The following is a 13,977-nucleotide window of genomic DNA, read 5'->3' as shown; positions in this document are numbered from 1 at the left end:
TCTCCTATTCAAATTGCTTAATAAAGTTTTTGACCTTTCTATCTTTATCGCAGCGAAGTTGCCAGCGCTGATCATCTTCTAACAGAGGGATAAAGCCTAGCTTTAGGTAGTGATCTTTAACTAGTTTATTCTTTGCTGTGGGGATATAGGACCCAATCAGTATCTTGCCGTGATGCTCGGTGTTCAACCACTGAAAAACCCCCTCTTCAACGGTCCGATTAAGCACTCGACAGCTCATTATCCATGTATCAATTTCTAATTGTTCCTCAGCATTAGGCAGCAAAATAAGCGTAGATATTATTCCTTGAGCACCAAAATCATCACTGTAGCTGACAACAAGAATTTGAGCTCCTTGTTCGTTTGTTAGACGCTTTAAATCTTCTTCAGAATGTCTTCTTGTTGTCAGGTTAAACTGATTAGACTTCTTTATGAGCTGAAGGACTCGAGATTTATTCTTGTCGCTATAGCTATCAATCGTTAAAGATATATTGAGTTGATCTAGAAACTCGTCATTGGTTTTATAGTTTGTTTGTAGTTTTTTTGTTTTAATCAGCGCATCAAAGGCTTGCGATTTTTCGAGATCTTCTTGTTGGACTTTGCAACGGTTGAAGAATCGCCCGGCAGAAAAGCGCTCTAGAGTAAACTCTGGGGAGCGCTCTGATCGTAAGATGTCAATATTCTCATGAGCAGTGAGAACTTCGGAAAGTTCGTAGTCACTATCATCAATAAATAGGAAATATTCAGCGCCAAAATTGATGTCTTCGCAAACTCCCGAAATTAGCTCACTCTTGGGGATGAAGTTGATTTGAATAGAAGTAAAGTCCTGCTTCTTTAGTTTGATATCATTATTTTCATCGATCAAGTCAGCAACGCTAGGATCATTTCTACTGACGGCAGCCAAAGCAACTCCAGATTTTTTTAACCCCTTATACATTTCCTGGCTAATTCGATAGGCATTAGCTTCGGGGCTATCGTAGCCACAGACGACATCAAATGCGCCAAGCTCGGCGATCTCGCCTCCCCACAGTGTATTGTCCCAGTCGAGTGCCAATAGTCGATGACTCTGGCCAAAATGGTCTGCAACAGTAGATGCAATTTCTCGTGCTACTGCAATACTGCCTTCAGACTCATAGCCAAGCTTGGCTAAAAAGTAGTTTCTTCTACCTACTGCAGATGCCCCTCCGCTAATAAATAGTGCTGTTTTAATGTCGCAAACCACAAAGTTGTTATCGATTTTTGAGTTTAGAAGGGCATTAAGTTTATCCATGGCAACCCCGCGGCCCATGCAGTAACTTTCATCGATATAGCTGCACACAACAGGGTAAGCGCCATCACTGAAGTTTCCGAAAACCACAGTACCGTCAAAATTAGACTTCAATGTTTGAATCAAACCCTCAAGAGTAGTCGAAACGTTTTGGTAGCTTGCTAAGTCAATCAGGACATCAGAAGATGTATATTTTGTGATCCAGTGCTCAGATAGCAATACCACTGCCATATTGTAATCGCTGGTATACAGATCAGAAGATGGATTGAGTATCTCCATTTCAACAGCATCAAAACTTGGTGTTTTGATGGAGACACTAACACCTCTACAAGCCGCGAATAACTCGATCATTTTGATCAATGGGTCAGCAGTAAAATCAGTAATCAGGACAATGTTAGAGCGACTCTCTGATGGCTTTAACCGAGGATAACCAAGCTTCGCCCAGAGGGCATGTAACTGGCCGTAAAAAAGTGTTGAGTGCCCAGGGCAATTTGAACAGACCCGAATAAGACGAGGTAAAAGATAGTGTAACTCTTCGGAGCATCCAGCTAATAGCTTATAGGTAGCAGATGAATCGAGGTCGAAACAGTTCTTTACGATCTTAGCAATAAGTTGGGATGGATTCATTTTAACTCCCCATGCTGTTGCCAAAATGCTTTGGCATAGCGTTAAACCATGATTTAAAGTGGCTGATTACCCAAGTGGGAGTATCCTCATAACATCGAGACTCCCTAGGTAAATTAGCATGACATATTAGTCTTATTAAATGGCCTTATGTATTTTGCTACTGACGATTAGGTAGGTATTCAATTGCGGTCGTCTGCTAAATAGCCAGGCAGTGAGCTTACTATATGTGGAAGCTTAGTTTTCCAGAAGCCTCCCTAAACAATACGATAGTATTTGTTAGCATTTCACTATAGTGTTTCAGCTCATTATCGAATATGTAAATATCGAAGTATTTCTGGCCTATCTCAAATAAGCGGATATAGCCCCTATTGGATATATTAGACTGGCCGACAAGGAGGAAGATCCAAATACCTTCACTATTGGTGAAGAAAAAGTGGTTGCTAAAGGCTATAAAAGTGACAAAGGCAAGTAGGGTGAGAAGAAGTATCAGTTTTAGAAGTTCCATGTATCCAAGTTCAGCAGGCCAACTTTGTGTTTAACGATCCTATCGTTAGTACCCCAGGGTTACCTCTTTCTTTTGATTGATTTACGGTTTTGTCACAATCAATCAAACTTGTAACCTTTTCTTTTCAAGAAACTGAGTCACTTTGAAGCAGAACTAATGCATTCTATGTACAAAAATCTCGTTCTCTCTTGTCTTTTTGTACATACATTCTGTGCATAGCCTACACAATCTAAGAATTTTTCGGAAGTACCCTGAGGACTTTTTGTAACGCTATTCTAAGTTTTCTCTGGTGAACTATTCTTGCAGGTGAACGCAGTCACATAATTAAAGATCAAGCATATGATCGTTACTCCTGTTGACATTACTATGCCCAAGAGTGTTGATTGTACAATTTGGTTGGTATCGCTACTTGGCACTGAAAAGTCTAAAAATTGGGGCGCCAAAGCCAGCTTGAATTAGGGATGCATTTAGGGAAATAAGACGAATTTCCCTTTTAACTACATCTATGTATCAATTAATATGCTTCAATAATGAGGATTTGAAATATCTCTTCAGACAAGCCAACAAATCAAAAGCTCCTTCATTTAGATCAAATTTACTTAAAACCCTACCTGATTTAAATGTTTACACACTCATAGGGCTATATTTGTTATTTACAGCCCCTAAAACCAATCAGTTAAACAAATCCATCAATAATTATTTAACAATAATTTCTTTATGTCATTTAGAACGGGATATCGTCATCACAGTCAGCAGGCTGAGGTGCCGCATTGGAGCTAAAGTACTCTTGCTCAGAGGCTTCCGAAGATAACGCTGACTGAATCTTCCAGCCAACAAGGTTGTTGTAATAACGACCGTTATACTCTCGACCACGAATGTCAAAGCTTACTGTAACTTCCTGTCCAATCTGCAATGATTCAAGCAAACTAACCTTATCTTGCACAAACTCTAGATTGATCTCTTGAGGGTATTTACCGTCATCAACTGTCACGACCATTTCTCTCTTCGTAAAGCCACTATTGAACGTTTGCGGATCTTGGATCAGTTTAATTTTGCCAGTTAGCTCGTAGCTCATGAATGCATTCCAAAGGTATCTAAAATTTCAAAATTGAGCTTATTAAATCAAAATCGAAAAAAGAAGTCTTCGTTAGAGTTTAAAGCCGCGTAAGCATACACCTCATTAGCGAAGTTTTAATTCAATCTGCTGTCTAATAAAGCCTTCTAGAACCTATCAGCGATAGCGCTCTAGCCACTAGTAACTGAAATACTTAGCGGTTAGGCAACACCCAGTCAGGACGCGGAAAGTGGCAGGTATATCCACCTGGATAGCGCTCAAGATAATCCTGATGCTCAGGTTCGGCTACCCAAAAATCGCCTGCAGCTTCGACTTCCGTCACCACTTTACCTGGCCACAACCCGCTGGCTTCAACATCAGCGATTGTATCTAGCGCAGTTTGTTTTTGCTCTTCATCTAAAAAGTAGATCGCAGAGCGGTAGGAGGTACCGCGATCATTGCCCTGTCGATTAGGCGTAGTAGGGTCATGAATCTGGAAGAAAAACTCCAATAAGGTTCGGTACGAAATCAATTCTGAATTAAATAAGATCTCAATACCCTCAGCATGAGCACCATGATTGCGGTAAGTAGCATTAAGCACATCACCACCGGTGTAGCCCACACGAGTCGCTATAACGCCCGGTAATTTACGAATTAGATCCTGCATACCCCAGAAGCATCCACCAGCAAGTATTGCTCGTTGTTCACTCATTCAGGCATCCTCCAACTTAAAAGCTAGCAATAGACCAGTATTTCTTTGTTACAACACTTGCCAGAAAGTTCCCACAGCTACTGAACTTCGATCAACAAGAATCCTAAACTTGTACGGTCATTAACCGATTAAGGTTTATACCACACATAAAAAACCGCCGAAAAATCGGCGGTTTTTTGGTCTTTAGCCACTAGTAGCGAAGCATTTTCACCACTGGCTGCTAAAAGAAACTTAGCTTACTGCATCATCAGCAAGTAGATCTTTCATAGATAGCTTGATACGGCCACGCTGGTCTACGTCCAGAACTTTAACCTTAACCATCTGATCCATCTGGATGTAGTCAGTTACTTTCTCAACACGCTTGTTGTCGATCTGAGAAATGTGAACTAGACCATCTTTACCCGGCAGGATGTTAACGAATGCACCGAAGTCTTCGATACGTACAACCTTACCTTCGTAAACCTGACCGATCTCTGCTTCTGCAGTGATTTCGATGATCTTATCCGTAGCCGCTTTAGCAGCTGCTTTGTCTGCAGCGTATACGCGAACTGTACCATCGTCTTCGATGTCGATAGATGCACCAGTCTCTTCAGTAAGAGCACGGATAGTAGCACCACCTTTACCGATTACGTCACGGATCTTCTCTGGGTTGATCTTCAACTGAGTCAATGCTGGAGCGTTATCTGGAAGCTCTGGACGAGCGTAACCGATAACCTTAGCCATCTCTTTCAAGATGTGAACACGTGCTTCGTATGCCTGCTCAAGCGCAATGTCCATGATCTCTTCAGTGATACCAGTGATCTTGATGTCCATCTGAAGTGCAGTGATACCTGTTTCAGTACCCGCAACTTTAAAGTCCATGTCGCCTAGGTGATCTTCATCACCCAAGATATCAGTTAGGACAGCAAAGCCGTTCTCTTCTTTAACAAGACCCATTGCGATACCCGCAACTGGTGCTTTAAGAGGAACACCTGCATCCATCATAGATAGAGACGCGCCACATACAGAAGCCATGGAGCTAGAACCGTTAGATTCAGTGATCTCAGATACGATGCGGATTGTGTATGGGAACTCTTCTTGAGTTGGAAGAACTGCAGCAACACCACGACGCGCTAGACGACCGTGACCAATTTCACGACGACCAGCACCCATCATACGACCACATTCACCTACAGAGTATGGAGGGAAGTTGTAGTGCAACATGAATGGATCTTTACGCTCACCTTCGATCGCATCGATGATCTGCTGATCACGTGCAGTACCTAGTGTACAAGTCGCGATAGACTGAGTTTCACCACGAGTGAATAGCGCAGAACCGTGAGTACCTTGTAGTACGTCGATCTGAACATCGATACCACGAACAGTCTTGTTATCACGGCCATCGATACGAGGCTCACCTGCAACGATACGGCCACGAACGATCTCTTTCTCTAGGGAGCTAACGATGCCAGATACATCACCAGCAGAAGGCTGACCTTCTTCTTCGCCCGCTAGCTTTTCAACCGCTTGAGCGCGAAGTTGAGCCAGTGCATTCTGACGCTGCATTTTATCAGCAACTTGGTAAGCAGCTGTAATGCCTTCGCCTACTTCAGCACGTACTTTAGCGATTAGATCTTGATCTTTTTCAGGTGCAGTCCAAACCCAAGCTTCTTTACCTGCTTCAGTTTTAAGTTCGTTAACAGCGTTAACAACTGCTTGCATCTCTTGATGAGCGAATAGAACCGCACCAAGCATTTCGTCTTCTGAAAGCTCTTGCGCTTCAGATTCAACCATTAGTACAGCGTCAGATGTACCAGCAACAACCATGTCCAGCTCAGATGTTTCAAGCTGCTCATAAGATGGGTTTAAGATGTAACCATCTTCTTCAGTGAAGCCAACACGTGCTGCACCGATTGGACCTTGGAATGGGATACCAGAGATCGCTAGTGCTGCAGAAGTACCGATCATCGCTGCGATATCTGGATCATTTACTTTATCTGCAGACATTACAGTACAAACAACCTGAACTTCGTTCATGTAACCTTTCGGGAACAGTGGACGAATTGGACGGTCGATAAGGCGAGAAGTAAGTGTCTCTTTTTCAGATGGACGTGCTTCACGCTTGAAGAAACCACCAGGGATACGGCCTACAGCGTAGTATTTCTCTTGGTAGTGAACAGAAAGAGGGAAGAAACCCTGACCTTCTTTTGCTTCTTTAGCGCCAACAACAGTACAAAGTACTTCGTTACCACCCATTTTAACCAGGACAGAACCTGTCGCCTGACGCGCAACGCGGCCAGTTTCGATAGTTACTTCCTGACCACCAAACTGGAATGTTTTAGTAGCTACTTGGAACACAATAATTTTCCTTTAAATAATTTGGCGGGGCAGTTTGCAGATAACTTTCATGCCTTCTGTCTTGCCAGTACTCAAATAAGCTCTTTGGGTAGATCTAAAAACTTATTTGAGTACGGGCGGGATGAAATAGTTACCTTTTCTTACCCCAGATAAAACCGGGGCCATACATTGTATGGCCCCAGAGAATTTACACTAACTTAGCGACGCAGACCTAGACGCTTGATCAGCTCAAGGTAACGATCAGCATCTTTACCTTTTAGGTAGTCCAGCAGCTTACGACGCTGGTTTACCATGCGGATCAGACCACGGCGAGAGTGGTGGTCGTGTTTGTTCGCTTTGAAGTGACCTTGTAGACCTTCGATGTTAGCAGATAGTAGAGCTACCTGAACTTCTGGGGAACCAGTGTCGCCTTCAGCGCGAGCGAAATCTGCAACGATTGCCGCTTTTTTCTCAGCAGTTAATGCCATTTTCTTACTCCTAAAAAATATGCACACGATCTTAAGATCGCCGGATTGAAAAGAAACGATGCACCGAGCATATTTTCAGTACAACGCCACATCGGCCCTCTTACGAGAACCAAATAAAATCTTTATTGATCAGCTTCAGTGCAGATAAGACGCTTAGGTTTTAGCTGCTGCTCGACTACTTCGGCAACGCCCAAGAAACGCTCTGCATCGCTATCCAGTGATGTACCAAACAAGCGAATCAAGCTACCTTCTGCATAATCGGCATTAGGGACTGATTGGCCATGCATAATCAAACTGGTTTGCTGATCATCTAATCGAACTGCCGGTAGATCATCTACAGCAGCCCAGGCTGGCAATAATAGCTTATCCAGCTCGATTTGTATGCCTTTTTGCTCTTCTTCAGCACTGTTTTCGGGCACTAACTCACTTAGCTCATCCAAACTCATCATTCGGTCAGCCGTGAATGCACCCACATCCAGTCTATGGAGCATTTTGACATGCGCACCACAACCCAGAATATGGCCTAGATCTTCTACAATCGAACGGATATACGTTCCTTTCGAACAAAAGACTTCTAGATCAATTTCATCATCACGCAAAGCGGTTAATTTTATCTCATGGATCGTCACTTTACGCGGTTTAACTTCGACCTGAATACCCTTTCGAGCCAGCTTATAAAGGGGCTGTCCTTGGTGTTTCAGCGCTGAAAACATCGAAGGAACTTGTTCTATTTCACCGCTAAACTCTGACTGCAAAATACCATCGATCTTGTCTTCAGTCAGATCGGTCGGAACAGGCTTTTCTTCGACTACAGCACCATCGGCATCACTAGAATCCGTTCGAATACCAAGCTTAGCTGTCGTGACATAACGTTTATCAGAATCGAGCAGGTGTTGCGAGAACTTAGTCGCCTCACCTAAACAGATGGGTAACATACCGGTGGCAAGTGGATCCAATGCACCCGTATGACCTGCTTTGGCTGCATCATAAATGCGTCGAACTTGCTGTAGAGCGGAATTAGAAGAGATACCGGACGGTTTATTCAACAAGAATACACCGTCGACCGCCCGGCCTCGGGATTTTCTACGACGACCCACGATTATTCCTCGTCAGCGTCTTTAGAAGCGCTCTGATTTTCCTGACGGATAGCCGCCTCAATCAGATGATGTAGATGTCTACCACGCTCGATCGTTTCATCGAAATGGAAACGCAGTTGCGGCATAACACGTAGCTGAACGTTACGACACAGTTCTCCACGAAGGAAACCTGCAGCATTGTTCAGTACTTTAAGTGAATCAATAATTGCTTCTGCTTCATCTTTACCATTAAGCGGTAAAACAGTGATGTAGACATCAGCAAAACCTAGATCCTTACTCACTTTGACATGGCTAACAGTAACCATACCTAAGCGTGGATCTTTTACCTCAAACTGGATCAGCTGAGCCAGCTCACGTTGGAGCTGGTCAGCAATCCTAGATGTACGACTATAATCGCGTGCCATAAAGGTTATTTATTACCTTGTATTTGCAATATTACAGCGTGCGCTGAATTTCAACTGTGTCGTAAACCTCAATCTGGTCGCCGACTTTAACATCGTTGTAGTTCTTAACGCCGATACCACATTCCATACCCTGACGTACTTCGTTGACGTTATCTTTAAAGCGACGTAGAGATTCTAGCTCGCCTTCATAGATAACAACGTTTTCACGTAGGACACGGATTCGTTTATTACGGAAGACAGTACCTTCTGTAACCATGCAGCCGGCAACCGCACCAATCTTAGGCGCTTTAAATACGTCACGTACTTCAGCAATACCCACGATCTCTTCACGGTACTCAGGAGATAGCAGACCGCCCATCGCCTGTTTAACGTCATCGATGATGTCGTAGATTACGCTGTAGTAACGTAGTTCAATACCTTCGCGTTCTAGTACCTGACGCGCTTGAGCGTCAGCACGAACGTTAAAGCCGACCATCAACGCATCTGCAGTTACCGCAAGGTTAGCATCAGTTTCAGCGATACCACCTACGCCACCAGATACAATGTTCACCTTAACTTCATCAGTAGATAGATCTTCCAATGCGTGCGTTAGAGCTTCCAAAGAACCACGTACGTCTGTCTTCAGTACGATATTGAACTGCTTAACATCACCTGCTTGCATGTTAGCAAATAGGTTTTCAAGCTTAGATTTCTGCTGACGAGCAAGCTTAACATCACGGTATTTACCCTGACGGAATAGAGCAACTTCACGCGCTTTCTTCTCGTTAGATACCATCGTGAATTCGTCACCCGCGTTAGGCGTACCATCCAGACCTTGGATTTCTACAGGGATCGCAGGACCAGCGGAATCGATCGGCTTACCGTTCTCATCCAGCATCGCACGTACACGGCCATAGTGAAGACCCGCAAGGACGATATCGCCTTTACGTAACGTACCGTTCTGTACAAGTACTGTAGCAACTGGACCACGACCTTTATCTAGGCGAGATTCAACAACCACACCCTGTGCTGGTGCGTTAGGCACAGCTTCAAGCTCTAGGATTTCAGATTGCAGTAGTACCGCATCTAGCAAATCATCGATGCCTTGACCTGTTTTCGCAGAAACGTTTACGAACTGGTTCTCACCACCCCATTCTTCAGGGATAACGTCCAGTGCTGCCAATTCGTTTTTAACACGATCTGGATCAGCTTGTTCTTTATCGATCTTGTTCACAGCAACAACAAGAGGCACACCAGCCGCTTTCGCGTGCTGAACAGCTTCTTCAGTCTGAGGCATTACGCCATCGTCTGCTGCAACGACTAGGATTACGATATCTGTTACAGAAGCACCGCGTGCACGCATTGCGGTAAACGCTGCGTGTCCCGGAGTATCTAGGAATGTAACCATGCCGTTATCAGTATCTACGTGGTAGGCACCGATATGCTGGGTAATACCACCAGACTCGCCAGAAGCTACACGCGAAGAACGAATGTAATCTAGTAGAGACGTTTTACCGTGGTCTACGTGCCCCATTACAGTTACAACCGGTGCACGGCCTTCTGAATCACCCTGTTGCGCCTGAATGCTCTCCATCAACGCTTCTTCTACAGCGTTTTCCTGCATTGGCTTAGGTGTGTGACCCATCTCTTCTACAACAAGTGTTGCTGTATCCTGATCGATAACTTGGTTGATAGTCGCCATAGCGCCCATGCCAAACATCACTTTGATCACTTCAGCAGCCTTAACGTTCATCTTCTTCGCAAGATCTGCAACCGTAATACTCTCAGGAATAGAAACTTCGATTACCTGCTGAGTAGTTGGCTCTTTGAATCCATGCTCGTTTGGCTTGTTAGAAAGCGGCTTGCCGTTCTTACCACGGTTACGGCTGATCTTGCCGCCACGACGATCCTGCTGACCGCGCGTGTCATTGCCTTTTTTCTTGCCTTTGCCACGACGATCGTTGCCAGAATCGTTTTTCTTAGCTTGTTCTTGAGCCTTGAAGCGCTGTTCTGTTTCAGCTTTACGGCGCTTAGCCTCTTCTTCTTTCTTCTGCTTAACTTTTTCAGCAGCTTCAGCTTCTTGTTTCTTCTGCTCTGTAGCTTTAGCTTCTTGCTCGCGCTTCTGCTGTTCTTCAGCTTCACGCTCTTTAGCTGCTTTTTCCTCAGCTTCGCGTGCTGCTTGAGCTTCTGCTTCCTGCTGTTTACGCTCTTCTTCTAAGCGTAACTCTTCAGCCTTCTGTGCTTCTGCCTGCTGATCAGCATCGCCATCAGCACCTTCAACTTCTGAACGTTTTACATAAGTACGTTTCTTACGCACTTCAACGTTCACAGTCTTCTTCTTACCTGAAGCACCGGATACTTTTAGAGTCGATGTAGTTTTACGCTTCAGTGTAATTTTCTTAGGCTCAGCATCATCTGCATCTTCACCATGACTACGCTTAAGGTGATTTAGCAATGATTGACGCTCAGTTTCAGAAACTTCCGCGGTTTCGTTTTTACCTGAAATGCCAGCTTCCTGCATTTGCTCTAACAAACGCTCAACGGAAACACCAACCATTTCGGCAAGCTGCTTAACTGTTACTTCTGCCATGTTAGGAGGCTCCTATTCCGTTAATCTTTACTCTTCAGCAAACCATGGTGCACGAGCAGTCATGATTAACGCTGCAGCTCGCTCTTCATCTAGGCCTTCAATATCTAGCAGGTCATCAATAGACTGTTCCGCTAGATCTTCCATAGTAATCACACCTTGCGCGGCCAGTAGGTAAGCTAGATGCTTGTCCATACCGTCCATCTCCAACAGGTCTGCTGCTGGTTCTGCACTATCTAGTTTTTCCTCACTTGCGATAGCAAGGTTTAGAAGTGCATCTTTCGCACGCTTACGTAGTTCCTCTACGATAGCTTCATCGAAACCATCGATCTCTAACATTTCATCAACAGGAACGTAAGCAACTTCTTCTAGTGTGGTGAAACCTTCTTCTACCAACACTTCAGCAACATCTTCATCAACATCTAGGTGGTTGATGAATGTATCGATCACAGAACCAACTTCAGATTGATGCTTCTCTTGTGCATCTTCTTCAGTCATTACGTTTAGTTCCCAGCCAGTAAGCTCGGAAGCCAAACGTACGTTCTGGCCACTACGACCAATCGCCATCGCTAAGTTTTCTTCAGCAACTGCCACATCCATCGAGTGAGTTTCTTCATCCATTACGATAGATGCAACATCTGCAGGCGCCATTGCGTTAATAACCAACTGCGCAGGATTGTCGTCCCAAAGCACGATATCAACGCGCTCACCGCCCAATTCGTTAGATACCGCCTGAACACGTGAACCACGCATACCAACACATGCACCTACAGGGTCGATACGACCATCATTAGTTTTAACAGCAATCTTCGCACGCGAACCTGGATCACGAGACGCCGCACGAATTTCAATCACTTCTTCAGAGATCTCTGGCACTTCGATACGGAACAGTTCAATCAACATTTCGTTGCAAGAACGGCTCAAGATCAACTGAGGGCCACGGCCTTCAGAGCGAACTTCAAGAAGAACAGCACGTACACGATCACCCATTCGGAATGCTTCACGCTGGATTAGCTGATCGCGAGGTAGCAATGCTTCAGCATTGTTACCTAGATCTACAATAATGTTATCGCGCGTTACTTTTTTAACACTGCCCGAGATCAATTCACCTTGACGATCACGGTACAATTCAACAACTTTCGCACGCTCTGCTTCGCGAACTTTCTGAACGATAACCTGTTTAGCTGTTTGTGCCGCAATACGACCAAACTTAACAGATTCAACCTGCTCTTCATGCACGCTACCTGGCTCCAGAGAAGCATCAATCTCTTCAGCTTCTTCCATCGTCAGTTCAGTACCTAGTGCAGGTACTTCTTCGTTGCTCACAACCAACCAGCGGCGGAAAGTTTCGTAATCGCCTGTAGCTCGATCAATAACTACGCGAATATCCGCTTCTTCGTCGTAACGCTTCTTAGTTGCCGTTGCTAGTGCAACTTCAATCGCTTCGAAAATTACTTCTTTCGGAACATCTTTCTCGTTAGAAACTGCTTCCGCAACCAACAGAATCTCTTTATTCATGCTTCTGCCTCGCCTAAGACCTCTAATCCACGTTTAGAACTGAGGGATAATGTTTGCACGATCGATGTACTCAATCGGCAGCATATATTCTTCATTGTCGACCACTACCAGAATGTCGTCGCCTTCAACACCATTCAGCACACCCTTAAATTTACGGCGGCCTTCAAACGCAATTCGTAAGCGAACCTGAATAACAGATCCTGCATAGGCTTCAAACTGCTCAAGTGTAAATAGAGGACGATCCATACCTGGAGAGGACACCTCAAGGGTGTAGTTACCTGCAATCGGATCTTCTACATCCATAATTCCGCTGACCTGATGGCTGACTTTAGCGCAATCATCTACGTTAATGCCGTTATCAGAATCGATATACACCCGTAGGGTGCTGTGTTTTCCCTGTGAGAGAAACTCAATACCCCAGAGTTCAAACCCCAGCGCTGTAACTGAAGGTTCAATCAACTCTTGTAATAGTTTCATTTTCGCTGACACGAATAACCCACCTGTTCTAACACTAAGATATCAAACACTTATAAAACAATAAGTTAGATTCAATATCGTAAATTTCAAAAACAAAAAATGGGTCTAATGACCCATTCCCGATATGCAAACCCTTACATTAAAGGCCCTGCATTTTACCTACGAAAAAGCCCCTTAAAAGGGGCCTTACGTAAAAATAAGGTTGGTAGCGGGGGCTGGATTTGAACCAACGACCTTCGGGTTATGAGCCCGACGAGCTACCAAGCTGCTCCACCCCGCATCAAAAACCTAAATGATCCAACATTTCTGAGGATCTGAAGTCTGGATAGCTAACCGAAATTTAGCTTTTTGACTTCAAAGAATAAGAGACTTACTGAATAAACAATTCACTTATCCAAAAACTGGTGCAAATTGTATATGTACTGAGGCTCTTAATCAAGAAATATGGTGCCCAAGGCCGGACTTGAACCGGCACGGCCTGACGGCCACTACCCCCTCAAGATAGCGTGTCTACCAATTCCACCACTTGGGCAACAAACTTTTAGAAACTGTTAGTTATTTTGAGGAATATCAGAATCTACAGGCGCTTTGGGCTTAGATTCATCAAAAACAGGTAGCGCTTGCTCTTCAGCAACAACAGACTCAGCTGCTTTGCTTTCAATAAGCTCAGCAGAAGGAATACCTGCATCACCAACAGAATCAGCTTTCTCTTTAGCGTATACAGCTAAAACAAAGCTTGTAACAAAAATGCCCGCAGCAACGATACCTGTTACGCGAGAAAGGAAGTTACCGCTACCGGTACTACCAAAAACAGTCTGCGAAGCACCTGCACCAAAAGAAGCGCCAGCTTCAGCACCCTTGCCTTGCTGCAGCAAAATTAAGCCAATTACAGCGGCTGCCAACAATACATGAATAATTAAAACTACTGTTTCCATCTCAGAACCGTTAG

Annotated in this window: 11 protein-coding genes and 2 tRNA genes; all 13 read right to left on the bottom strand. The window is 44.4% G+C overall.

Going from position 1 to position 13,977, the window contains the following annotated elements:
* Window positions 1-4 precede the first annotated feature (4 nt).
* Entirely contained in the window at window positions 5-1,891 is a 1,887-nt protein-coding gene (locus tag ACMXYO_RS02040; protein ID WP_415886789.1) for an HAD-IIIC family phosphatase, read from the bottom strand.
* Between the two features lie 1,229 nt (window positions 1,892-3,120).
* On the bottom strand, window positions 3,121-3,471 hold the full coding sequence (locus tag ACMXYO_RS02035; protein ID WP_415886787.1) for a DUF3127 domain-containing protein: 351 nt from the start codon (window positions 3,469-3,471) through the stop codon (window positions 3,121-3,123).
* A 193-nt stretch (window positions 3,472-3,664) separates the two neighbouring features.
* Window positions 3,665-4,162: a peptide-methionine (S)-S-oxide reductase MsrA gene (msrA, locus tag ACMXYO_RS02030; RefSeq protein WP_415886786.1), complete on the bottom strand. Its 498-nt coding sequence runs from the start codon at window positions 4,160-4,162 to the stop codon at window positions 3,665-3,667.
* Window positions 4,163-4,393: 231 nt separating this feature from the next.
* Window positions 4,394-6,499 carry a polyribonucleotide nucleotidyltransferase gene (pnp, locus tag ACMXYO_RS02025; RefSeq protein WP_415886784.1) on the bottom strand — a complete coding sequence of 702 codons (2,106 nt, stop codon included), beginning with the start codon at window positions 6,497-6,499 and terminating at the stop codon, window positions 4,394-4,396.
* Window positions 6,500-6,696: 197 nt separating this feature from the next.
* Window positions 6,697-6,966, bottom strand: a complete 270-nt coding sequence (gene rpsO, locus ACMXYO_RS02020) for a 30S ribosomal protein S15 (protein ID WP_415883313.1) — start codon at window positions 6,964-6,966, stop codon at window positions 6,697-6,699.
* A 122-nt stretch (window positions 6,967-7,088) separates the two neighbouring features.
* Window positions 7,089-8,063, bottom strand: coding sequence for a tRNA pseudouridine(55) synthase TruB (gene truB, locus ACMXYO_RS02015; protein ID WP_415886782.1), 975 nt, complete (start codon window positions 8,061-8,063; stop codon window positions 7,089-7,091).
* 2 nt (window positions 8,064-8,065) lie between these two features.
* On the bottom strand, window positions 8,066-8,467 hold the full coding sequence (gene rbfA, locus ACMXYO_RS02010; protein WP_415886780.1) for a 30S ribosome-binding factor RbfA: 402 nt from the start codon (window positions 8,465-8,467) through the stop codon (window positions 8,066-8,068).
* A 31-nt stretch (window positions 8,468-8,498) separates the two neighbouring features.
* Complete coding sequence (infB, locus tag ACMXYO_RS02005; protein WP_415886779.1) at window positions 8,499-11,036, bottom strand: translation initiation factor IF-2; 2,538 nt, start codon at window positions 11,034-11,036, stop codon at window positions 8,499-8,501.
* 27 nt (window positions 11,037-11,063) lie between these two features.
* The gene (nusA, locus tag ACMXYO_RS02000) at window positions 11,064-12,551 is read right to left on the bottom strand and encodes a transcription termination factor NusA (RefSeq protein ID WP_415886777.1); all 1,488 of its coding nucleotides are present in this window, start codon (window positions 12,549-12,551) and stop codon (window positions 11,064-11,066) included.
* Window positions 12,552-12,584: 33 nt separating this feature from the next.
* Window positions 12,585-13,040 (bottom strand): ribosome maturation factor RimP, encoded by a 456-nt coding sequence (gene rimP, locus ACMXYO_RS01995; protein WP_415883308.1) that lies wholly within the window; start codon window positions 13,038-13,040, stop codon window positions 12,585-12,587.
* 191 nt (window positions 13,041-13,231) lie between these two features.
* Window positions 13,232-13,308: transfer RNA gene (locus tag ACMXYO_RS01990), tRNA-Met, on the bottom strand.
* 165 nt (window positions 13,309-13,473) lie between these two features.
* A tRNA-Leu gene (locus ACMXYO_RS01985) sits at window positions 13,474-13,560 on the bottom strand.
* A 19-nt stretch (window positions 13,561-13,579) separates the two neighbouring features.
* Window positions 13,580-13,963 (bottom strand): preprotein translocase subunit SecG, encoded by a 384-nt coding sequence (gene secG / locus ACMXYO_RS01980; RefSeq protein ID WP_415886776.1) that lies wholly within the window; start codon window positions 13,961-13,963, stop codon window positions 13,580-13,582.
* Between the last annotated feature and the right edge of the window lie 14 nt (window positions 13,964-13,977).

Origin of the sequence: Neptuniibacter sp. QD37_6 (assembly GCF_047778085.1) — a bacterium.
Taxonomy (GTDB): Bacteria; Pseudomonadota; Gammaproteobacteria; order Pseudomonadales; family Balneatricaceae; genus Neptuniibacter.
This window is presented reverse-complemented; position numbering and strand designations above follow the sequence as displayed.

What these genes read in the sequence shown, in the direction of transcription:
- ACMXYO_RS02040 (WP_415886789.1), bottom strand. Translation starts at nt 1,891, where the DNA reads ATGAATCCATCCCAACTTATTGCTAAGATCGTAAAGAACTGTTTCGAC.
- ACMXYO_RS02035 (WP_415886787.1), bottom strand. Translation starts at nt 3,471, where the DNA reads ATGAGCTACGAGCTAACTGGCAAAATTAAACTGATCCAAGATCCGCAA.
- msrA (WP_415886786.1), bottom strand. Translation starts at nt 4,162, where the DNA reads ATGAGTGAACAACGAGCAATACTTGCTGGTGGATGCTTCTGGGGTATG.
- rpsO (WP_415883313.1), bottom strand. Translation starts at nt 6,966, where the DNA reads ATGGCATTAACTGCTGAGAAAAAAGCGGCAATCGTTGCAGATTTCGCT.
- rbfA (WP_415886780.1), bottom strand. Translation starts at nt 8,467, where the DNA reads ATGGCACGCGATTATAGTCGTACATCTAGGATTGCTGACCAGCTCCAA.
- infB (WP_415886779.1), bottom strand. Translation starts at nt 11,036, where the DNA reads ATGGCAGAAGTAACAGTTAAGCAGCTTGCCGAAATGGTTGGTGTTTCC.
- nusA (WP_415886777.1), bottom strand. Translation starts at nt 12,551, where the DNA reads ATGAATAAAGAGATTCTGTTGGTTGCGGAAGCAGTTTCTAACGAGAAA.
- secG (WP_415886776.1), bottom strand. Translation starts at nt 13,963, where the DNA reads ATGGAAACAGTAGTTTTAATTATTCATGTATTGTTGGCAGCCGCTGTA.